Annotated in this window: 24 protein-coding genes; 13 read left to right on the top strand and 11 right to left on the bottom strand. The window is 29.8% G+C overall.

Going from position 1 to position 21,859, the window contains the following annotated elements; all coding sequences use genetic code 11:
• Nucleotides 1-46 precede the first annotated feature (46 nt).
• The 3 genes from BA195_RS07775 to BA195_RS07785 all read left to right on the top strand — a co-directional run bounded on the left by BA195_RS07775 (nt 47) and on the right by BA195_RS07785 (nt 3,669).
• Nucleotides 47-1,108, top strand: coding sequence for a sensor histidine kinase (locus BA195_RS07775; protein ID WP_068704190.1), 1,062 nt, complete (start codon nt 47-49; stop codon nt 1,106-1,108).
• Between the two features lie 10 nt (nt 1,109-1,118).
• On the top strand, nt 1,119-1,826 hold the full coding sequence (locus BA195_RS07780; RefSeq protein ID WP_068704192.1) for a LytR/AlgR family response regulator transcription factor: 708 nt from the start codon (nt 1,119-1,121) through the stop codon (nt 1,824-1,826).
• A gap of 112 nt (nt 1,827-1,938) precedes the next feature.
• Nucleotides 1,939-3,669 (top strand): sodium:solute symporter family protein, encoded by a 1,731-nt coding sequence (locus tag BA195_RS07785; protein ID WP_245662333.1) that lies wholly within the window; start codon nt 1,939-1,941, stop codon nt 3,667-3,669.
• 27 nt (nt 3,670-3,696) lie between these two features.
• Here the strand turns inward: BA195_RS07785 and BA195_RS07790 are convergent, their stop codons facing one another.
• Nucleotides 3,697-5,043: a tetratricopeptide repeat protein gene (locus BA195_RS07790; protein ID WP_245662334.1), complete on the bottom strand. Its 1,347-nt coding sequence runs from the start codon at nt 5,041-5,043 to the stop codon at nt 3,697-3,699.
• 230 nt (nt 5,044-5,273) lie between these two features.
• Here BA195_RS07790 and BA195_RS07795 point away from each other — a divergent pair, with 230 nt between their 5' ends.
• Together BA195_RS07795 and BA195_RS07800 are read left to right on the top strand one after the other, a co-directional pair.
• Nucleotides 5,274-5,615 (top strand): DUF2853 family protein, encoded by a 342-nt coding sequence (locus tag BA195_RS07795; protein WP_068704195.1) that lies wholly within the window; start codon nt 5,274-5,276, stop codon nt 5,613-5,615.
• An 86-nt stretch (nt 5,616-5,701) separates the two neighbouring features.
• Nucleotides 5,702-7,126: an L-serine ammonia-lyase gene (locus BA195_RS07800; RefSeq protein WP_068704196.1), complete on the top strand. Its 1,425-nt coding sequence runs from the start codon at nt 5,702-5,704 to the stop codon at nt 7,124-7,126.
• Between the two features lie 39 nt (nt 7,127-7,165).
• On the opposite strand, the gene yaaA is transcribed toward BA195_RS07800, so the two are convergent.
• Both yaaA and BA195_RS07810 read right to left on the bottom strand, forming a co-directional pair.
• Entirely contained in the window at nt 7,166-7,924 is a 759-nt protein-coding gene (gene yaaA, locus BA195_RS07805) for a peroxide stress protein YaaA (protein WP_068704198.1), read from the bottom strand.
• A gap of 98 nt (nt 7,925-8,022) precedes the next feature.
• Nucleotides 8,023-8,799: an MBL fold metallo-hydrolase gene (locus tag BA195_RS07810; protein WP_068704199.1), complete on the bottom strand. Its 777-nt coding sequence runs from the start codon at nt 8,797-8,799 to the stop codon at nt 8,023-8,025.
• Nucleotides 8,800-8,880: 81 nt separating this feature from the next.
• Between BA195_RS07810 and BA195_RS07815 the strand changes: the two genes are divergently transcribed.
• The 4 genes from BA195_RS07815 to BA195_RS07830 all read left to right on the top strand — a co-directional run bounded on the left by BA195_RS07815 (nt 8,881) and on the right by BA195_RS07830 (nt 11,973).
• Complete coding sequence (locus BA195_RS07815; protein ID WP_068704200.1) at nt 8,881-10,323, top strand: nicotinate-nucleotide adenylyltransferase; 1,443 nt, start codon at nt 8,881-8,883, stop codon at nt 10,321-10,323.
• A gap of 61 nt (nt 10,324-10,384) precedes the next feature.
• Nucleotides 10,385-10,930 carry an RNA polymerase sigma factor gene (locus BA195_RS07820; protein ID WP_068704201.1) on the top strand — a complete coding sequence of 182 codons (546 nt, stop codon included), beginning with the start codon at nt 10,385-10,387 and terminating at the stop codon, nt 10,928-10,930.
• A 33-nt stretch (nt 10,931-10,963) separates the two neighbouring features.
• Nucleotides 10,964-11,500 carry a hypothetical protein gene (locus tag BA195_RS07825; protein ID WP_068704203.1) on the top strand — a complete coding sequence of 179 codons (537 nt, stop codon included), beginning with the start codon at nt 10,964-10,966 and terminating at the stop codon, nt 11,498-11,500.
• Complete coding sequence (locus BA195_RS07830) at nt 11,500-11,973, top strand: hypothetical protein (protein ID WP_068704205.1); 474 nt, start codon at nt 11,500-11,502, stop codon at nt 11,971-11,973. The genes BA195_RS07825 and BA195_RS07830 overlap by 1 nt, the downstream gene beginning before the upstream one ends.
• Before the next feature lie 18 nt (nt 11,974-11,991).
• On the opposite strand, the gene BA195_RS07835 is transcribed toward BA195_RS07830, so the two are convergent.
• The 5 genes from BA195_RS07835 to kdsB form a co-directional block, all read right to left on the bottom strand.
• Nucleotides 11,992-12,189, bottom strand: a complete 198-nt coding sequence (locus tag BA195_RS07835) for a hypothetical protein (protein WP_068704210.1) — start codon at nt 12,187-12,189, stop codon at nt 11,992-11,994.
• 138 nt (nt 12,190-12,327) lie between these two features.
• Nucleotides 12,328-12,594: a hypothetical protein gene (locus BA195_RS07840; RefSeq protein WP_068704212.1), complete on the bottom strand. Its 267-nt coding sequence runs from the start codon at nt 12,592-12,594 to the stop codon at nt 12,328-12,330.
• 22 nt (nt 12,595-12,616) lie between these two features.
• Nucleotides 12,617-13,243, bottom strand: a complete 627-nt coding sequence (locus tag BA195_RS07845) for a chloramphenicol acetyltransferase (protein WP_068704214.1) — start codon at nt 13,241-13,243, stop codon at nt 12,617-12,619.
• The gene (locus BA195_RS07850) at nt 13,244-13,930 is read right to left on the bottom strand and encodes an HAD family hydrolase (protein ID WP_068704215.1); all 687 of its coding nucleotides are present in this window, start codon (nt 13,928-13,930) and stop codon (nt 13,244-13,246) included. It lies immediately after the preceding gene.
• Nucleotides 13,923-14,657, bottom strand: coding sequence for a 3-deoxy-manno-octulosonate cytidylyltransferase (kdsB, locus tag BA195_RS07855; RefSeq protein ID WP_068704217.1), 735 nt, complete (start codon nt 14,655-14,657; stop codon nt 13,923-13,925). The genes BA195_RS07850 and kdsB overlap by 8 nt, the downstream gene beginning before the upstream one ends.
• 478 nt (nt 14,658-15,135) lie before the next feature.
• Here kdsB and BA195_RS07860 point away from each other — a divergent pair, with 478 nt between their 5' ends.
• Entirely contained in the window at nt 15,136-15,486 is a 351-nt protein-coding gene (locus tag BA195_RS07860) for a hypothetical protein (protein ID WP_068704219.1), read from the top strand.
• A gap of 43 nt (nt 15,487-15,529) precedes the next feature.
• Here the strand turns inward: BA195_RS07860 and BA195_RS07865 are convergent, their stop codons facing one another.
• Genes BA195_RS07865 through idi form a run of 3 tightly spaced genes read right to left on the bottom strand, consistent with a single transcriptional unit; the run spans nt 15,530 to nt 17,428 of the window.
• On the bottom strand, nt 15,530-16,501 hold the full coding sequence (locus BA195_RS07865; protein WP_068704221.1) for a type I phosphomannose isomerase catalytic subunit: 972 nt from the start codon (nt 16,499-16,501) through the stop codon (nt 15,530-15,532).
• A gap of 5 nt (nt 16,502-16,506) precedes the next feature.
• Nucleotides 16,507-16,917 carry a 6-pyruvoyl trahydropterin synthase family protein gene (locus tag BA195_RS07870; RefSeq protein ID WP_068704222.1) on the bottom strand — a complete coding sequence of 137 codons (411 nt, stop codon included), beginning with the start codon at nt 16,915-16,917 and terminating at the stop codon, nt 16,507-16,509.
• Complete coding sequence (idi, locus tag BA195_RS07875) at nt 16,910-17,428, bottom strand: isopentenyl-diphosphate Delta-isomerase (RefSeq protein WP_068704223.1); 519 nt, start codon at nt 17,426-17,428, stop codon at nt 16,910-16,912. Before idi ends, BA195_RS07870 begins: the two co-directional genes overlap by 8 nt.
• Before the next feature lie 107 nt (nt 17,429-17,535).
• Between idi and BA195_RS07880 the strand changes: the two genes are divergently transcribed.
• The 3 genes from BA195_RS07880 to BA195_RS07890 all read left to right on the top strand — a co-directional run bounded on the left by BA195_RS07880 (nt 17,536) and on the right by BA195_RS07890 (nt 21,804).
• Nucleotides 17,536-19,125: a peptide chain release factor 3 gene (locus tag BA195_RS07880; RefSeq protein ID WP_068704224.1), complete on the top strand. Its 1,590-nt coding sequence runs from the start codon at nt 17,536-17,538 to the stop codon at nt 19,123-19,125.
• A gap of 31 nt (nt 19,126-19,156) precedes the next feature.
• Nucleotides 19,157-20,749 carry a hypothetical protein gene (locus tag BA195_RS07885; protein ID WP_068704225.1) on the top strand — a complete coding sequence of 531 codons (1,593 nt, stop codon included), beginning with the start codon at nt 19,157-19,159 and terminating at the stop codon, nt 20,747-20,749.
• A 125-nt stretch (nt 20,750-20,874) separates the two neighbouring features.
• Nucleotides 20,875-21,804, top strand: coding sequence for a peptidylprolyl isomerase (locus BA195_RS07890; protein ID WP_068704226.1), 930 nt, complete (start codon nt 20,875-20,877; stop codon nt 21,802-21,804).
• Nucleotides 21,805-21,859: the final 55 nt, after the last annotated feature.

The raw sequence follows: 21,859 nt of genomic DNA on the forward strand, positions 1-21,859 counted from the left end.
TAAAAAAAAATTATTTTTCTGCTTTTTTCAACACATTAAAAGATAAATGCCCAATAAAATATTAAATAAAAAAAGCAACAGAACTATTTCAAGAAAACACCATATTATATTTTGGTTAAGTTATTTTGTTTTTAACGTGGTACGATGGGGTAGCTATTTTGATGATTATTGGTATTCTTTAAAATCAAATTTAGTTGAATTTCCCTTACATATTATATTAGTTTATACAAACGTGTATTTTTTTATACCTAAATACTTAATTACCAAAAAGTATAAAACTTATGTTGCTTTATTGCTTTTAGCTTTAGGTATGCTTTATATGGTTAGAACAGGTTTAAATTATATATTGGTTACCAAAAATATTTGGCCTGAAACAGAACTATATCAACAAGCTTTTACCTTTAATCATATTACAGCAGTTACTATTGGCGAACTTTATGTTCTTGCTTTAGCTACTGCCATAAAACTAACAATAGATTGGATTAATCAAAAAAACAGAATAGAAACCTTACGAAAAGAGCATTTAAAAAGTGAATTAAACTTTTTAAAATCTCAAATACAACCTCATTTTTTTTTTAACACTCTTAACAATTTATACGCTTTAACTCTAGAAAAATCTAACCTTGCTCCTGATGTTGTTTTAAAATTATCAGACATTATGCAATATGTTATTTATGATATAAAAAAAAGTAAGGTGAAATTATTAGATGAAATTAAGTATATTCAAAATTATGTTGATTTAGAGCTTTTACGTTGTCATGAAAATTCAAAAATAGATATTCATATAAAAGGAAATATTAATGACGTAAAAATTCCTCCTTTAATTTTTCTATCTTATATTGAAAACTGTTTTAAACATGGTAACAAAAATAGTAGCGATTTTTATATTTGTATTAAAGTAAAAAAAGAATCAAATGATTTTCTTATTTTAAACATCGAAAACTCAATTGATGATACCAATGTATTTATGAATAATAATTTAAAAGGAGGTGTCGGAAATTCTAACACAAAAAGAAGACTAGACCTTATTTATAAAAACAACTATCGTTTAAATATTCAAAAAAAGGTAAAAAAATTTACCGTAAACCTTAAAATTCCTTTAACTTAAAAATAAAAAAGTGAACATAAACTGTGTTATTATAGACGACGAACCTTTAGCTATAAAGGTTATTAAAAATCATTTACAGGAATTTAAAAACATCGTAATTGTTGATACTTTTAACAATCCTATTGAAGCGATGCATACTATTGAAAGTAATAAAATAGATGTCATCTTTTTAGATATCAACATGCCTAAAATGAGCGGGTTAGAATTTTTACGAAATACAAAAATAAAACCATACGTAATAATTACTACTGCTTATCGAGAATTTGCTATTGAAGGATACGACTTAGATGTTTTAGATTACCTTGTAAAACCAATTCCTTTTCCTCGATTTTTAAAAACCATTAACAAACTAACCCAACGCATACAAAGTAATAACACGGATATAGAAATAACCAAAAACTCTCACATATTTTTAAAAGTTGATAAAAAACTCGTTAAAATAAAACATAACGACATTTTATATATTGAAAGTTTAAAAGACTATATAAAAGTTACCACAATAGAAAACAATTACGTTGTACACAAATCCCTAACAAGTATAACTGAAGAATTACCAAGTGAATATTTTTTAAGAATACACAGATCTTACACTATTGCCTCTGATAAAGTTAATTATATTGAAGGAAACTCTTTAAACATCAATAATAAAAGAATCCCTATCGGACGAAAGTATTTAAACATCACCAAGCAAATTATTTTAAAGACAAACGACGAATAAAATGAATCTCTTTATTTAAATGTTGTTTAACAAAAAAATAACGTTGTTAGTAGAATTTATTAACACAAAGGTGTTCAACTTCCCTAAATTTAAAATCTAAAATTTAAAATAAATGATCAACTTAGGCTTGCTCGATTCTTCAATCATCATCGGTTTTTTCATTCTCTCATTACTCATTGGTATATGGGCTTCAAAATCTGCAGGAAAAAGCAGTGCTGAATTCTTTTTATCTGGTAGAAACATGCCTTGGTGGTTATTAGGAGTCTCAATGGTTGCAACCACTTTTGCTGCTGACACTCCTGGTTTAGTGACTGAACTAGTCCGAAAAAATGGTGTTTCAGGTAACTGGGTTTGGTGGGCAATGCTACTAACAGGAATGCTGACCGTTTTTTTTTATGCTAAACTTTGGAGAAAATCTGGAATTAGCACCGATTTAGAATTTTATGAGTTGCGTTACTCTGGTAAAATGGCAAGTTTTTTAAGGGGCTTTAGAGCTATTTATTTAGGGGTAATTTTTAATATTATTACCATGGCGGGTGTTTGTTTAGCGGGAGCTAAAATAGCCAACATTTTATTAGGTATTTCGCAAGGTGAAATGCTTTTATACTCATCGATAATTGTTGTAATATACTCTTCTTTAGGAGGATTGAAAGGTGTTTTATTGACTGATTTTGTGCAGTTTTTAATAGCGATGGTCGGTTCAGTTTGGGCAACTGTTTACATTTTAGACTTACCAGAAATAAATGGATTATCTAATTTATTAAGCCATCCAAATGTAAGCGATAAACTAGCTTTTTTTCCTGATTTTTCTAATACTGAAGCTTTAATTACATTATTTATAATTCCGTTTGCAGTGCAATGGTGGAGTACTTGGTACCCTGGTGCCGAACCTGGTGGAGGTGGTTATATTGCACAACGTATGTTAGCTGCCAAAGATGAAAAAAACGCAACCTGGGCAACCTTATTTTTTAACTTTGCACACTACGCTTTACGTCCTTGGCCATGGATTATTGTTGGATTAGCTTCATTAATCATTTTTCCGAGTTTAGATAGCATGAACCAAGCTTTTCCAAGTTTATCAGCAGACATGCAAGGACATGATGTTGGATATGCCGCTATGATGACTTATTTACCTGCCGGATTGTTAGGTATTGTATTAACCTCATTAATTGCTGCTTTTATGAGTACTATTTCAACGCAATTAAACTGGGGTAGTTCATACTTAGTAAACGATTTTTATAGCCGATTTATAAATAAAGATGCTTCTGAAAAACAAAAAGTTGTTGTAGGTAGAGTATCAACGGTTTTATTAATGTTATTTGCCGCATTATTTTCTTTTTACTTACAATCTGCAAAAGATGTATTTGATTTATTATTACAAATTGGAGCCGGAACTGGATTGTTATTTATTTTACGTTGGTTTTGGAGTAGAATAAATCCGTATAGTGAAATTGCAGCAATGGCTATTTCTTTTATTATTGCTGTTTTCTTTTTTGTTAATGGAAAAATGGAAACACCAATGGTTGAAATCGCAGGATACTGGCAATTAATTATAGGAGTAATCATAACAACCATCGGATGGGTTACAGTAACACTTTTAACACAGCCTAGTACCCCTGAAACTATTGCAAATTTTGAAAACTTAATTTTTGACGGAGAAAGTAAGTTTAAAAATATTGGTGCTAAAATAGTAGGTTTTATTACAGGTACTATTGGTGTTTACAGCTTCCTATTTGCAACAGGTAACTTTATTTATGGTAAAATGTTATTAGCTATCACGCTATCAATAGTTACCTTACTATGTATATATATTTTGAGGAGAATTTGGAAATACATCTCTTAAAAACAAAAAAAAAGCCTTAAGATAAATTTATTTTAAGGCTTTTTTATAACTTGATAATATGATTTGAACTTTTTCGTTTTCAAAAACGGTAGGAAATAATTCTTTAATAATTGTATGATATTCGTAGTTAATCGCTATTGCATTTCTTAAATGTGTTAAACCATAATCTTCCTTTTCTAAAATCATGAATAACCCGCACAAGCGATATTCTATCTCAGCAAATTCTTTATATATTTTTTTTGCCTTAACAACCACTTTTAAAGCTTCATTAAAATTCCCTAAAAACAATAAAACATCTGCCAATGTAATGTAAACTTCTACCTCTTGCTCTTCTATACTAACTGCGGTATAAAAAGCTTTTACAGCTTCTTCATAAAAATTTAGCTTCAAATTAATGTCAGCATATATTTTCCAGTAAAAAGAATTTATTTCATCTATCTGTATTGCTTTATTAATATAATACAATGCTTTTTGATAGTCATTATCTTTATAACAAGCACTTGCCAACAGCATCCAACCTTTATCCAATAAAGGATCTTCGTGAACCGCTTTTTTATAAAAATGTATTGCTGTATGAATAGTATCTAATTTTTCATAACACTTACCTACCCTTATGTAGGCAAAAGCAGTAGGATCATCTAATTCAAGGGTAATTAAATAGTTACTAATTGCCTCTTCATAACGACATAACTCTTCTAATGTTTTTGCTTTTTCTAAATACCCTCCAATAAAACTTTCATCTATCAACACAGAAAAATCAAAAGCCCTAAGTGCCTTTTTATGCATTTCTAATTCAGAATATTGTTTTCCTAATTGATGCCAAGCCACTTCACAATAAGGATTAACATCTACATATTCATTTAAAAACTTTATTGCCTCAATATGTTTTTTTTGCATATCAAAACAATACACAACATTATATAAAGACGAGTAATCTTCATAATCTTCAGCTACACACTTCTCAAAATTTAATCGGGCATTTTCAAAATCATCTAAATATAAATACTCCATACCTAACATTGACCAAATATCAGCAGGATCCTCAACATATGATAATGATTCTTTTAAAACATTTATCGCTTTTATATGTTGCTTTTTTTTAGATAAAATTAATGCTTTTTGAATAAAAACTTCATCATTATGAGGTTCTATTGCTTCAATATCAGTTAACATTTTAACTGCTTCTTGTAGTTTATTTTCAAAAATTAAAATCTCTACCTTCATTAATTTCAATTGAATTGAAGTAGGGTGCTGTTCTAAACCTAACTGTACAGCTTTTTTTGCCAACGAATGTTTTGCTATATTTAAATAATGCTCAATAATTGTTTCAAACTCAACAGCATCAAAAAAATATACATCGTTGGTTTTCAACATAGACTCAAATTTCAATATCGACATAAGTTACATGTTTCATGTATATATAAATTTACTACAAGAATAAGAGTTTTTCACTATTACCAATTTTTGTTTTCAACAATTTAATTAACAATAATATACGTATGATCTCTTTTATTTTTCTTGTTTGAAAGAACCAATTATTTTTCTATATTTGGAATAACTAAAGTTTTACAAAAACTTATATCTAATAAAAAATAAAAAAAATCATGAGTAAATTTGACGAAAAAGTAGAGTTGTATAAAAAATTTATGGACGATAGAGATATTCGCTCTAACACAGATTTATTAAAAGCTGTTACTAAAGGCCTAGGTCCTTCTATTTACAAAAAAGACGCTGAAACTGTATCTGGTACTGATGCTAAAGAGCTAGAAACAGTAAAGAAAAATTTTTTAATGAAAAAATTAGGTTTAGCTGATAGCCCTGAATTAGATAAGGCTATTGATGAAGTTATGGAAAGAATTGGAAGATCTGAAAGAAACAAATATCGTGCTGTAGTTTATTATATGTTAGCTAAAAAATTTGATAAAGAAGCTGTTTACGGAATGTAAAATTTACTATTTTCATAAAAAAAAGTCTTGTATTGATTTTAATACAGGACTTTTTTTATTTTAGCCACAACAAACAAACTATATTTATGTCGCAATTTATTAGTGTTTTTGACATGCTAAAAATTGGCGTTGGTCCCTCAAGCTCACACACTTTAGGTCCATGGAGAGCCGCCCAACAATGGATTGAAAAGTTAAAAAAAAATACTCTTTTTAACAACATTGATGGTATTAGAATAGATTTATATGGCTCTTTATCACTAACAGGTAAAGGACACGCTACTGATTTATCAGTATTATTAGGATTAAGTGGTACGGATCCAGAATATATTCCTGTTGAAAATATAGACACTATTATCAGTAAAATAAAAGAAACGAATCGTTTAAATTTTAATGCAGAAAAACAACTCGTTTTTTCAACCGAAAACATTGTTTTTAACAAAGATTTTTTACCTTTTCATTCTAACGGATTAACCTTTCGAGGTTTTACTAAAGGAAAAGAAGTTTCTACCGAAACCTACTACTCTATCGGTGGTGGTTTTGTTATTCAAGAAGAAGTAACCACTCCTTCTGATACTGAAATTAATAAACAAAACTTTCCTTTTCCAATAAACAGAGCTACCGAATTAGAAGCATACTGCGACAAAGAGCAACAAAAAATATCTGACATTGTTTATCAAAACGAACTTGTTTTAAAATCTTCTACCGAAATAGACACCGAATTAAAACGAGTTTGGGAAACCATGTTAGAATGCATGTATATCGGTTGTCATACCGAAGGTGTTTTACCTGGCGGATTAAATGTAAAACGAAGAGCTTTTGACACGCATAAAAAACTCATAAAAAAAGCTAATTACACAAATCAAGATGAATGGATTACTGCCATTAGAAGTACCGAAGTAAAGTTTCGTGAAATTTTAAAATGGGTAAGCTGTTTGGCTTTATCTGTAAATGAAGTAAATGCTGCTTTAGGTAGGGTTGTTACCGCTCCTACCAATGGAAGTGCTGGAGTTATCCCCGCTGTTTTAATGTATTATTTAGTAATTGAAAACCATAAAGCTGATTTTGAACATATTAAAAAATTCTTATTAGTTGCAGGCGAAATAGGAAGTATTTTTAAGAAAAATGCGACAATATCAGCAGCTATGGGAGGTTGTCAGGCAGAAATAGGTGTTTCATCTGCAATGGCAGCAGCAGCACTAACCGAGCTTTTAGGTGGTACACCAGCACAATGTTTGGTTGCTGCCGAGATAGCAATGGAACATCATTTAGGTTTAACCTGTGACCCTATTGGTGGATTAGTGCAAGTGCCTTGTATTGAACGTAATGCAATGGGAGCTATTAAAGCAATTAATGCTGCTGAGATGGCTTTAGAAACAGATCCTAAAAATTCTTTAGTGCCTTTAGATAAGGTAATTGATACCATGTGGGAAACAGCTAAAGATATGCACCGAAACTATAAAGAAACTTCTGAAGGTGGCTTAGCTATTACTGTTGGTTTGGCCGCTTGTTAAAATAATTGACGCATAATAAAAAAATGCGTCAATTAAATATTAACGTGTAAAAACCAATTCGTTTTCTGATGACATTTCTTTTGAAAACAAATAACCATCAATGTTAAAGCCCTGTAAACCATCTATGGTTTCAATTTCGTTTTCAATTATATAACGAACCATTAAACCACGTGCTTTTTTAGCAAAGGTCATAATTGTTTTATATTGTCCGTTTTTAAAATCTTTAAAAACAGGAGTAACCATTGGCACTTTTAGTACTTTTTTAGGCAACGCTTTAAAATACTCTGTACTTGCTAAATTTACCAGCAACTCATCATCTGCTAGTTCTTTATTTAAAGAATCTACTAACTCATTGTTCCAAAATTTATACAAATTTTCAGTACGACCTACTTTTAACTTCGTTCCCATTTCTAAACGGTAAGGCTGAATTAAATCTAAAGGTTTTAACAATCCATATAATCCTGATAAAATACGAAGTCGTTCTTGTAAAACTGGCAATTTATCTTCTGCCAATGTAGTTACATCTATCCCTCTAAAAACCTCACCCGTAAAAGAAAAAATGGCTTGTTTTGCGTTTTCTAATTCAAATGGTGTTTGCCAATTTTGATTTCTTTCATAGTTTAAATTAGCTAAATCATCAGAAATTTTCATTAAGTCACTTAACTTTTTTCTAGAAAGTGTTTTTAGTTTTTTATTCAGTTTTGCTGATTGTTCTAAAAAACGTGGTTGTGTGTATAAATTAGTGTTTGCTTTTGTTTCAAAATCTAATGATTTTGCAGGAGATATAATTATTTTCATTCAACTAATATTTAGTGTAAAAATAAGAAGCCTTCTTTTAATCTAAAATCATTTTTAGAATTAAAAATTAATAGTACTATTAATAAATTCAATACTGCCTAAATTTTCAATCCATCATAAGCTAAAAACACATTTTCAGGCAGCTCTTTTTCTACTTCTTCATGTAAACCTAACAACTCGCTTATATGCGTTAAATATGCTTTTTTAGGTTTTAATTCTTTAATAAAAGCCAAAGATTCTTCCAAATTAAAATGCGTTGCATGTGGCTCTCTTCTTAATCCTGTTACAATAAGTGTATCTAAATTATATAATTTCTTTTTTTCTTCTTCGGTAATTGTTTTAATATCTGTAAGGTAAGCAACGTCATTAAATCGATAGCCTAAAATTGGTAATTGTCCATGCATTACCTCAATCGGAATTACATTTACATGATTAAAGTAAAAACTTTGCTGATGAGAAATAATGTTCGGTGCTACTTTTGGTGCACTTGGGTACCTATTTTCAGTGGCAAAAATATAATCATATCTTTTTTCTAAAACTTTTAGCACTCTCTTTGAAGTATAAATTGGTACCGCTCCCATTTGAAAACAATAAGGTCGTATTTCATCTAAACCCGCAATATGATCAGCATGTTCATGAGTAAATAAAATCCCGTTAATCGATGCGATTTCTTCTCGTATCATTTGTTGTCTAAAATCAGGGCCACAATCAATCACATAATTATAATTATCCCATGATATTACTACCGATGAACGTAATCTTTTATCTCTTGTATCTTTAGAAAGTGCTACGGGGTGTTTACTGGTAATCATTGGAACACCTGTTGAAGTACCTGTTCCTAAAAAAGTTACTTTTATTTGCTTTTTTTCTTCCATTGTTAACACAAAAATACGACAAATATTGCCTGATAACTCCTATTTTCAGTACATTTGTTGTCCGTAACAAAAATTAATAAAATGGCAATTACGCTTAAAGGAGATCAAAAAATAAGTACTGTACCTACTACAAACAGTAAAGCCTTAAAAATCAACCTGAATGCCCATATTTATGGAACATTTGCAGAAATTGGTGCTGGGCAAGAAACGGTTCGTAATTTTTTTAGAGCTGGTGGTGCTTCAGGTACTATTGCAAAAGCAATGAGTGCTTATGATAAAGATTTTTCTGATGCCATTTATGGTGTTGAAAGTGACAATCGTTATGTTACCGAAAAAAGATTAAAAAAAATGTTACGACATGAGATGGACTTGATTGAAGAACGTCTTGATCGTCAAAAACATCCTGAAAAATTATTTTTTAGTTACGCTAATACAGTCGCAACCATTAATTTTTCTAAAAAATTTAAAGGTCATGGTTGGGTAGGTATTCGTTTTCAATTAGACCCTCTTGAAGATTATAATGAAATTATTTTACACCTTCGTTTTAAAGAAACTGATGCTCGTCAGCAGCAAGAAACCTTAGGTGTTTTAGGAGTAAATTTAGTTTACGGAGCCTATTATTTAAACGACAACCCTAAAGAGTTATTAAAGTCTTTTTACGACAATATTGATAGTGACCGCTTAGAAATTGACATGATTAATTTCTCTGGACCTCGTTTTATGTATGTTGATAATCGTTTAATGAGTTTACAACTTGTTAAAAACGGAATGACGAATGCCGTTATGTTTGGTCCTGACGGAAATAATTTATTACCAGCCCAAGTATTATATAAAAAGAATATTTTAGCACTTCGTGGTAGTTATCGTCCTGTTACCAAAGTAAATATGGACATGTTTGAGCGTTCTAAACAATTATTTTTAGCAGAGAAAAAAGTAAATCCAGAAAAAACACAAGTTATTTTTGAAATTACCTTAAGTAATCTTCGTGCTGAAGGTGAAATTAACGAACGTGATTTTTTAGATAGAGCTGAATTACTATGTGCATTGGGGCAAAATGTAATGATAACCAACTATCAAGAATACTTTAAATTAGTTGATTATTTTAGTGAATTTACCAAAGAAAGAATGGCTTTAGCCATGGGTGTTAATAATTTAATTCAAATTTTTGATGAAAAATACTATCGCGACTTAAGTGGTGGTATCTTAGAAGCTTTTGGTAAACTTTTTTATAAAGACTTAAAGGTATACATGTATCCTTATAAAGATGAAGAAAAGGGAGAGTACATTACTAGCGAAAATTTAAAAGTACACCCACGAATGAAAGAACTTTATAAGTTCTTTAAAAATAATGGTAGACTTATAGATATTAAAAATTTTGATCAAGAATCTTTACATATTTTTTCAAGAAAAGTTTTAAAAATGATTAAAAACAACGAAGAAGGATGGGAAAACATGCTTCCAGAAGGTGTTTCTGAAACTATTAAAGAGAAACGTTTGTTTGGTTGTTCAAGAAAACGATCATAATTTTTTAGTCTTTTTTTAAACCTTTTATTATCTTTAATGTCTAACAGCTAAACAATTTTAGTTGACAGACGAACTTACACTTATAATACAATTGCAATCTCCCAAAACAAAGGAGCTTGCATTTAAACAATTAGTATCGCTCTATAAAGAACGGTTGTATTGGCATATACGAAAAATTGTTATTTCACATCATGATGCAGATGATGTGTTACAAAATACTTTTATCAAAATTTTTAAAAATATCGATAGCTTTAAAAAAGATAGCAAACTCTACTCATGGATGTACCGAATTGCAACCAACGAATCAATAACTTTTATTAATAAAAGAGCCAAAGAAAAAAACATTGATATTGCAGATTATCAAAAAGAACTTGTTTCTAATTTAGATAATGACAATTGGTTTACAGGAGAAGAGATTCAATTAATTTTACAAAAAGCAATTGCAACCTTACCTCAAAAGCAACAATTAGTTTTTAATATGAAATATTTTGATGAAATGAAATATCAGCAAATATCTGAGATACTAGAAACCTCAGTAGGTGCCTTAAAAGCATCTTACCATATTGCCGTAAAAAAAATAGAACAATTTATTAAAAACTATAATTAAACCTTTTAATAAAATTAAAGTCTTACTATAGAGATGGATAAAGAGACAAAAAATATAACCGATTTTATAAACCAAAAAACAGGTAAGAATACAGGGTTTTTAATTCCTGAAAATTACTTTGATGAGCTAGAAGACAATTTTACCTCAGAAATAACTATTAGAAGCCTTTCAAAAAAAGAAGTTTTTACAACACCATCTAATTACTTTAATACTGTTGAAAATACTATTTTAACTAAATTAGATATAACAACATCAAAAGAAACAAAAGTTATTTCTTTACAAAAAAGAATACTACAATTTGTTCCATTATCAGCAGCGGCAGCTGTTTTATTATTTATAGGTTTAAATTATTTTAACACTAACAATACAAACACCTTTGATGATATAACTTATACTGAAATAACATCATGGTACGAAAATGGATACGGAGAAACCAATAATACTGACTTGGCAACTTTTTTAGAATCTGAAGATTTTGAAGATGACTTTTTAACATCTATAAACGATAATAATTTAGAAAATTATATAGACAATATTGACGAAGCTACATTTATAAACGAAATTGAATAATGATGAAAAAAAATATACTCTTACTTTTTTTAATGCACATTGCATTTTTAAACAGTTTTACCTCTAAAGCACAAACAAAAAAAGGTAGTTCAGATAAAATTCGCGCATATAAAATCGCTTTTTTAACTGAAAAATTAAACCTGACAGAAATTGAAGCTCAAAAATTTTGGCCTATTTATAACAAATATGACAAAAAAAGAATAGAACTTCACAAAGAAGAACGTTTTAGTATAAAGAAAAAAATATTAAAAAAAGGAGGTATTGATGAATTATCAGAAAAAGATTCACAACAAATTTTAAAGACAATTCAATCTATTAATAAACAACAGCATGAAGTAAAAACCTTGTTTCAGTACAAGTTATCAAAAATATTATCTTCTAAAAAAATACTTACCTTAAAAATAGCTGAACATGAGTTTAATCGAAAACTTATGAGAAAGTATCGTGCTAATAAGAATAAAAAAAGAAGCTAAAAGCTTCTTTTTTTATTCTTATTTTTTTACCAAGGCTAAACAAACATATAAATTAGGTTTGTTTGCTGTATATTCTTTTAACCAAATTGTTAACTCATTTACTTCATAAGGTAACAATCTATTTAATGCTTTTTCTAGTTCTCTACAAAATAAATCTGTATTAAAACTTACTTTTCTAAGTACAGTTTTTGTGTACTCATACATTGCTCTTGCCATGTTTTTAAAAGGGGGTTAATTGTTTCATTATTACAGAACGTAATTTACAAAAAATTATTCCTTTACAGATGTTAAAATTTTACAAAAAAAGCCGACACTTAAAAAAGTATCGGCTTTAAACATTTAACTTACAAACAATTATAAGTTATTTACCTTTTCTATTAAAGCATTTGCTTTATCTTCTAATTCAACGCTTATCGCTTTAAAATGAGCTTTTTTATTTTCAACATTCTTAGCGTTTATTTTTACTATTAAAGTATCAAACGTTTCAAAAACTTCATCAACAATTGCTTCTGATTTATCTACATCTACATTAGGGTTTAATTGCGCTGTTAATCTACAGATGTCAATAATATCTCCTAAAGTGTAATCAATATCTTTTTTTAAGTTTTTAATGCTTGCCATAATTATTATATTTTTTGCAAAATTAATCGATTTTATCTAATTGAGCTTGAAATTTATCAAAAAATTGTCCTATATGAAATCCATCAACCAAAGCATGGTTTACATTTATTGCGACGGGCATTATTTTTTTACCACTTTCAACTTTTATTTTACCAAAAGACAATTGAGGCACACTATCGTTTTTATTTCCTGAATATGGTTCTTTATGTGCTGTAAAAGACACCCATGGTAAAGCAGAACAATGTATGCAGCCTAAGGAGTATTTTGGAGGAAATAAATCGGTAGAATTTAAAATACGTGCTTTTTCATTTTTAAAATTAAGGCTAAATTCTTCAAAATTATTAGAAAAATCAATATAAGAAAACCCAAAGGTATTATCTAACCTAGCTATTGTTGCTGAAGCATTTACTGTTTCGTAAATAGCAATTTTATCATCTTCAATTCTATATTTAAAATTTTCAATTGCGTTAATAGCCATCATACAAGCATGTAGGTAACGAACAAAAAATGATTGTTTGTTTTCTTTTGCTGATTGATAACATTTAGACACATCAACATCAGCTACAATTCCAAAAGTTGGGTCGGCCAAATTTTTAAAGTGATTAAAATGCTGTTTTCTATTCCACTTTTCAATATCTAAATACTTCATCTACAAGAAATTTAATACATCTGTAATTTTAGAAACTGTTTTATAATTATCAGATTTTTGCTCTTCACTAACTTCTTCATGTGCCCAAGTAGTATGAAACGGTATATGAATTGCTGATGCACCAATTTTAACTAAAGGTAATACATCTGATTTTAATGAATTCCCTATCATTAATAATTCTGACGGATCAATATCTAAATGTTTAATTAATTTTAAATAATCTTTGTCTTTTTTATCACTCATCACTTCTGTATGATGAAAATATTTTAAAATTCCTGATTTTTCTAATTTACGTTCTTGATCTAACAAATCACCTTTTGTTGCAACAATCAACTTATACTTACCTTGTAATTTTTGTAAAACCTCTTCTACTCCATCTAATAAATCAATAGGTTGCTCAAGCATTTCTTTACCTATTTCAAGAATTTTATTTATTGTATTTTGATTTACTTTATTATTTGATATTTCTAGTGCACATTCAACCATCGACAAAACAAATCCCTTTACACCGTAACCGTAAATTTTAAGATTATCAATTTCTTTTTTATAAAGCTCTTGATGAATTTTATTTTCAGTTTCATAACCAGATAATAGTTTAGCAAACTCATTTTCGGCATCTCTAAAATAGGTTTCATTTACCCAAAGTGTATCATCTGCATCAAAAGCAATTACTTTTATGTTAGTCATTTTCTAGTTGTTTTATTGCTTTTTCTAAATCTTCTGGAGTATCAATACCAATACTTTCAACCGACGTTTCTATCATTTTTATTTTTTTTCCAACTTCTAAATACCGAATACACTCTATTTTTTCGGAAGCTTCAATTGGGGTCATTGGGGTATGATAAAAATCGATTAATGCTTTTTTTCTAAACGCATATACACCTTTATGTTTATAGTAAGTAACTTTCAAATCTTTATCTCGATGAAAAGGAATAACGCTTCGCGAAAAGTAAATGGCAAAATCATTTACATCAGTAATTACTTTTACATTATTCGGATTTTCAACATCTTCAATATTTGTCATTGCTACTTTTAAAGACGCTAAATCTATTTCTTCTTTGGTATCTTCTTTAAAAGCCTGAATTAATTTTGATAAAGAAATGGTATCAATAAAAGGTTCATCTCCTTGTACATTTACCACAATATCAACTGGTAAATTTTCAACAGCTTCAGCAATTCTATCCGAACCACACTCGTGGTCTTTTTTACTCATTATCACTTTTCCGCCTGCCTCTTGCATTGTTTTAAAAATAACATCAGAGTCAGTTACCACATATACTTCATCAAATAATTTTGTTGTAACAGCTGCTTCATAAGTTCTAACAATTACCGGTTTTCCTCCTAAATTTTTCATTAATTTTCCAGGAAAACGAGATGCATTGTAACGTGCAGGAATCATTGCTATTATTTTCATAAAATCTGTTTATTTAGACACTTCAAAGATACGTATTTAAACAGTTTTTAAAACTTTATAAATACTCACTTATTAAAAGTTTAATATTAATATTTTTATCTTTTTATTTTTTAACAAAAACTTTTGTTACATTTGAGGTACACTATGAATACACTTTTACGTACATATACCACTACTTTACACATTATTATTTTAATAATGTGTAACACCCGTATGCAAAAAAAATATGTGTATATAAAAAGTGCTCCAAAAAAAAGACTTAAACAGCGGTTTTAAAATCCGATATTTAATACAAACTACAAAAGGTGCTTTTTATAAAAAGCACCTTTTTTTATTTAACAACATTTTAAATTTTATATAACTATGAACATCTTAAAAATTACCAAGCAAATTAACATGTATTTACAAACTACAATGTTTTTAATACGAAATGTCTTTTTTACAACACCCAAACTTCCACCTATAAATCCTTAAAAAAATGAATACTTACATAGAACTAAAAAACAATCCTTCATATTTTATTGTTAACAAAAAACAGGTTAACAAAAACAAAACGCTAAAAACTTCAATCTTATACAACAAAATTGAATCGAGCGTAAACTCTTCACTAACATATTATAAAAACTCTTTAAACTTAAGTTTTAAAAACATTGAGTTTGATATTATTAAAAATGCTTATCTAAACGATAAGCTTATTATAAAAAATAATATAAAAAAATTAAGTGATACCGAAGTTATACTTTATATAACCGTATCTAAAAAAGAAGAAAAAAAACAAAACATTATATGTAAAGCTACATTTGGTTATAGCTTACAAAAAATTGCTTAAAATTATTTTTATGAATTACAGGCTTAATAATTTTAAGCCTGTTTTACTTTATATACACCTCTAAAAGTTTTGCATTTTCGGTTATAACATTAATCTTTTTTATACAAGCAGGTATTAAAATTGTTTCACCCATTTGTAGTTTTTCTTGTTGATTTTTATACTCAAATATCGCAGTTCCTTCTACACACATATAAATCACAAAACTGTCTTTGTCTTCATGATTTGGCATATAATCTTTTGTTAGATGTAAAAAATTAGTAGTAAAATATTTACAATCTACAATATTAGATGGGTTGTTTTTCTTTTTAAGATATTCTGCCTTATAATTTGATTTTGCTGAATAATCAATAGCATCCAAGGCTAAATCTACATGCAAATCTCTTTCTTTACCTTGATTATCTCTTCTACTCCAATCAGATATACGATAGGTAACATCTGATGTTTCTTGTATTTCAGCTAACAAAACGCCTTTACCTATAGCATGTACTCTTCCTGCAGGCACTAAAAAAGTATCTCCTTTTTTCACAAAATCAACATTTAATAGTTCTAATTCATTGCCTGAATTTATGGTTTGTAAAAATGTTTTTTTATCTGACTCTTCAGAAAAACCAACTATAATTTTTGCTTTTTTATCAGCATTCACCACATACCACATTTCTGTTTTACCTAACGAATTGTGTCTTTTTTGTGCCAAAACATCATTAGGGTGTACTTGTAAACTTAATTTTTTCTTAGCATCAATAAATTTAATAAGTAGCGGGAATTTATCTTTAAAAATTTGATACACTTTTTCACCTAAAATATCTTGTTTAAATTCTTTTATAAGATCATTTAAACATTTCCCTTTTAGGTTACCATTACTAACTACAGAGATATCTTTATCTATACCAGAAATCTCCCAACTTTCACCAATGTCTGTTCTATCTGATTGCTTATTAAGTAGTGTTTTTAATTTTTCTCCTCCCCAAATTTTAGGTTTCAAAATTGGCTCAAATCGTAGTAATTGATCTATCATAAAAATTATCCGCTATAAGTTACGTAGTTTCTTGGTGTTTCATACAAGGTAACTTTTAAGTCTAAAAATTCAGGAATACTTACACGTAATTTGTTAAATATTACAACAGATATATTTTCTGCTGTGGGAATTAAATTTTTAAAATCAACAACGTCAAGGTTTAAGTTTTTATGATCAAAAGCATCTTCAATTTCAGTCTTAATCAAATTTTTTAGTATTCCTAAATCATATACATAACCCGTTTCTGGGTTTATTTCGCCTGTTAAGGAAACAATTAACTCGTAATTATGCCCGTGATAATTAGGGTTGCTACATTTACCAAAAACCTCTTTATTTTTTTCATCTGACCAACTCGGGTTAAACAACCTGTGAGCGGCGTTAAAATGTGCTTTTCTATGTACAGTTACTCTAGGCATTATTTAATGTTTCGTACGATTCTTTAAAAATAATTTTAAACCAAGCTGTATAAATTTCTGGTTTATCTTCTATGTCTTTTTTTACCGCCTCTAAAGTCATCCATTTATAAGACTCAACTTCTTCTTTATTAATATTTGGCTGTTCATTAAAACATCCCACCATTACATGATCTAGTTCATGCTCGGTTAATCCGTTATCAAAAGGCGCTTTGTAAATAAACGAAAACACTTCTTTTAAATCACAAACAAAACCCATTTCTTCCTGTAATCTTCTTTTACCAGCAGCTAAATTTGTTTCTCCATTTCGCTGATGAGAACAACAGGTGTTAGTCCATAATAAAGGCGAATGATATTTATCAGCTGCCCTTTGTTGCAACATCAGTTCTTTTTTATCATTAAAAACAAAAACCGAAAATGCTCTATGCAATAAAGCTTTTTCGTGCGCCTCAATTTTCTCCATCAATCCTATTTGATTGTCTTGCGCGTCTACTAATATTACCTGTTCTTTCATTGATTAATTTTACGAAAAACAAACTTACAAAATAGATAGCAGTTCAACAATTAAACCTTTTGAACAGTTAGCATTAAAACGTATCTTTGCAACCTTAAAATTTATAGATGAGTTTTTTAGAAGAAATACAGAAAAGACGAACATTCGGAATTATATCTCACCCCGATGCTGGTAAAACTACTTTAACTGAAAAGTTACTTTTATTTGGTGGTGCAATACAAGAAGCCGGAGCCGTAAAAAACAACAAAATAAAAAAAGGAGCTACTTCTGATTTTATGGAAATTGAGCGTCAGCGTGGAATTTCGGTAGCTACTTCGGTATTAGCTTTTATCTATAAAGACAAAAAAATAAATATTTTAGATACGCCTGGTCACAAAGATTTTGCTGAAGATACTTTTAGAACTTTAACAGCTGTTGATAGTGTGATTGTGGTGATTGATGTTGCTAAAGGTGTTGAGCCACAAACCGAAAAATTAGTCGAAGTTTGTCGCATGCGAAAAATACCAATGCTCGTATTTATAAATAAATTAGACCGTGAAGGTAAAGACGCTTTTGATTTATTAGACGAAGTTGAGCAAAAATTAGGCTTACGCGTTACGCCAATGAGTTTTCCTATAGGAATGGGGTACGATTTTAAAGGTATTTATAATATTTGGGAGAAGAAACTAAACCTTTTTTCTGCTGAAAATAAAACTACCATTTCTGAAGGTGTGGTTTTTGACGATTTATCAAACCCACAGTTAGATGAAATTATTGGTGAAACTGCTGCCGAAACCTTGCGAGAAGAATCAGAGTTAGTTTATGAAGTATATCCTGAATTTAATCAAGACGAATATTTAGCTGGTGATTTACAACCTGTCTTTTTTGGTTCTGCTTTAAATAATTTTGGTGTAAAAGAATTGCTAGATGCTTTTATTGAAATTGCACCACAACCACAACCTAAAAAAGCTGAGGAACGTTTAGTGGATTCGAAAGAAGAAAAACTATCAGGATTTGTGTTTAAAATTCATGCAAATATGGATCCTAAACACAGAGACCGACTTGCTTTTATAAAAATTGTTTCAGGTACTTTTAAACGAAACTCTCCATACCTTCATGTTCGTAATGGTAAGAAAATGAAATTTTCGAGCCCAAATGCCTTTTTTGCTGAAAAGAAAGAAATTGTAGACGAATCTTTTCCTGGCGATATTGTTGGTGTACACGATACTGGGAATTTTAAAATTGGTGATACTTTAACCGAAGGTGAAAAATTAAACTTTAAAGGAATTCCAAGTTTTTCTCCAGAGCATTTCCGTTATGTAAACAATGCCGACCCAATGAAATCTAAACAATTATACAAAGGTTTAGACCAATTAATGGACGAAGGTGTAGCGCAATTATTTACCATGGATATGAATGGTCGTAGAATTGTAGGTACCGTTGGTGCCTTACAATACGAAGTTATTCAATATCGTTTAGAGCATGAATATGGAGCAAAATGTAGTTACGAAAACATTGCTGTTCATAAAGCTTGTTGGGTACAACCTGAAGATGAAAAAAACGAAGAGTTTAAAGAATTTAAGCGTGTAAAACAACGTTATTTAGCTAAAGATAAAGAAGGTAAATTAGTGTTTTTAGCCGATTCTGCTTTTACCATTCAAATGACACAAAGTAAATACCCATCCGTAAAACTACATTTTACCAGTGAGTTTGAATAGCCAATAATTGGCTTTTAATATTTTTTAGAAAATGGAAAACAAAAAACATTCTATCATTTCGAGAAATAAAGAAATTTTTTTTAAGACATTAATTTCTTTGCTCTTTTTTCTATGTTCTTTTTTCTCTTTTTCTCAACAAAACCTTTCCTCTTTAAAAGGGAAACAACTGCACAATAAAGTTCGTTTAAACTTTATTCCTGTTCAAATGCCTACGGATGAGTTTCCTAATTTAAAACCAACTATGGGATTGGCTGGTTTACATTATCAAATACCAATTAACAACTGGTTATATGGTGGTGCAGGATTTCATTTTGCTGTAACTGGTGACCAAGGAGGTTTATTTACCTTAGGTGCAGAAATTGGGGTAAACAAACAACTTTATAAAAACATTTATTTTGATGCCAACTTCCATTTTGGTGGTGGTGGTGGATACCGTAATTTGATAAACGATGGCGGATTTATAAATCCGAATATTGGATTGCAATACAAAAAAAACAACTATTCGTTTGGGGTGCAATACAGTCACTTAAATTTTTTATCAGGTAAAATAAAAAGTAATTCTGTTTCAGTTTTTGTTGAAATACCGAGTGTTTTACGTTTTACCGATTACAATAAAGCTCATAAAGATTTTATCGCTGACAATCTTTCTTCCGATGATTTTTGGAGCAAGCCAATTGTAAAAAACGCACAACAAGTTCGTTTCGACTTTTTTAAGCCGATAGGAAATTCTAAAAAAGATAACGGTGATGCTTTAAACGAAACCTTATATGTTATTGGATTTGAATATCAGAAATACGTATCAGAAAACACCTTCTTATTTGCTCATACAGATGCTATTTACAAAGGTTTACGTGCTGGTTTTATGGATTTATTTTTTGGTGCTGGTTATCATCCATATCGATCAAAATACATTAATATTTTCACCAAATTAGGTATTGGTGCTGCAGGTGGTCGTGTGGCTCCTGAAGGTGGATTGATGATTTACCCTTCTGCAGGAGTAGATTTAAAAATTTCAAAAAAACTAGCCTTAAGTGGTCATGCTGGATATTATGGTGCTATTGACGGCGATTTAGAAGCTTATACTTTTGGGTTTGGTTTAAAATACTTTGGCTTAAACGGAGGAACAACCAATGAAGAAAAAAATTACACCAATTTTTATACTCAAGGTTTACGAATTGAAATTCAGAATCAAACCTATTTTAATGTAGCTAAAACTGATGACGTTTACAATGCGACTGAAATTGATTTACAATTAATTGGTTTAAAAGTTAATTACGACCTTAATAAATGGCTTTACATTGCTGGTGAAGCAAGTTTTGCTTACGATGGTCGTTCGGGTGGTTATGCCCATGGTTTAGTAGGTGGTGGAATATATTCTCCCCGATTTTTAAACAACAAAATGCGTGGTTTTGCTGAGATGATGGCTGGTGCTGGTGGTGGTGCAGGTGTAGATACTGATGAAGGAATTATTATTCGCCCAACATTAGGCTTAAGCTATGATGTTAGCAAGAGTATTGCTGTTTTAGCTTCTGTGGGTAAATATTATTCGCCTTTTGGCAATGTAAAATCAAACAATATAAATATAGGTATAAGTTATAACTTATCAACCTTATCAATAAAATAACAAGTACATAGTTTATTTGCGCTAGGGATTGAAGTGGCATCCTTTTATGAAGAATGAATAAAAGATATAACGAAAAGCCCGCTCGAGCGCCCAAAATAATAGTTTAATTAGTAAATAATAGTAAAATGAATAACGGAATTTACGCAAAGTTTAAAACATCGAAAGGTGATGTTTTAGTGAATTTAGAACATGAAAAAACTCCTGGAACTGTAGGTAACTTTGTTGCTTTAGCAGAAGGAAATTTAGAAAATGACGCAAAGCCACAAGGAACTCCATATTATAATGGATTAAAGTTTCACCGTGTAATTGCAGATTTTATGGTGCAAGGTGGATGCCCTCAAGGTACTGGAACTGGAAATCCTGGTTATAAATTTGATGATGAAATTCATGCAGATTTAAAACACGATGCACCTGGTAAATTATCTATGGCAAATGCAGGTCCTGGAACTAACGGTTCTCAGTTTTTCATTACACACGTTGCTACACCATGGTTAGACGGTAAACATACTGTTTTTGGAAGTGTTATTGAAGGACAGGATGTGGTTGATGCTATTGCCCAAGATGATACGATGGATGTTGAAATTATTCGTGTTGGTGAGGCTGCTGAAAAATTTAACGCTGTTGAAGCTTTTAGAACTTTTGAAGGTTCACGTGAAAAACGTGAAGCAGAAGAATTAGCAAAACAAAAAGAATTATTAGATTCTGTTGCTGCTGGTTATGATGAAACTGCATCGGGTTTACGTTATAAAGTTTTACAAAATGGTGACGGAAAACAAGCTACAAAAGGCGCTACGGTTTCTGTACACTACAAAGGTCAATTATTAGACGGTACGGTTTTCGATTCGTCATATAAACGCAAGCAACCAATTGATTTTGCTATTGGTGTAGGTCAAGTAATTGCTGGTTGGGATGAAGGTATTCAGTTACTAAAAGTGGGCGATAAAGCCCGTTTAGTAATTCCATCTAACTTAGCGTACGGTGAAGCAGGTGCTGGAGGTGTAATTCCACCAAATGCAACGTTAATTTTTGATGTTGAATTAATGGATGTAAAATAACACTTGCGTTCTTAATTAAATATATTTATAAAACTCTCTATTGAAAAATGGGGAG

Origin of the sequence: Tenacibaculum soleae (assembly GCF_001693415.1) — a bacterium.
Lineage (GTDB): Bacteria > Bacteroidota > Bacteroidia > Flavobacteriales > Flavobacteriaceae > Polaribacter > Polaribacter soleae.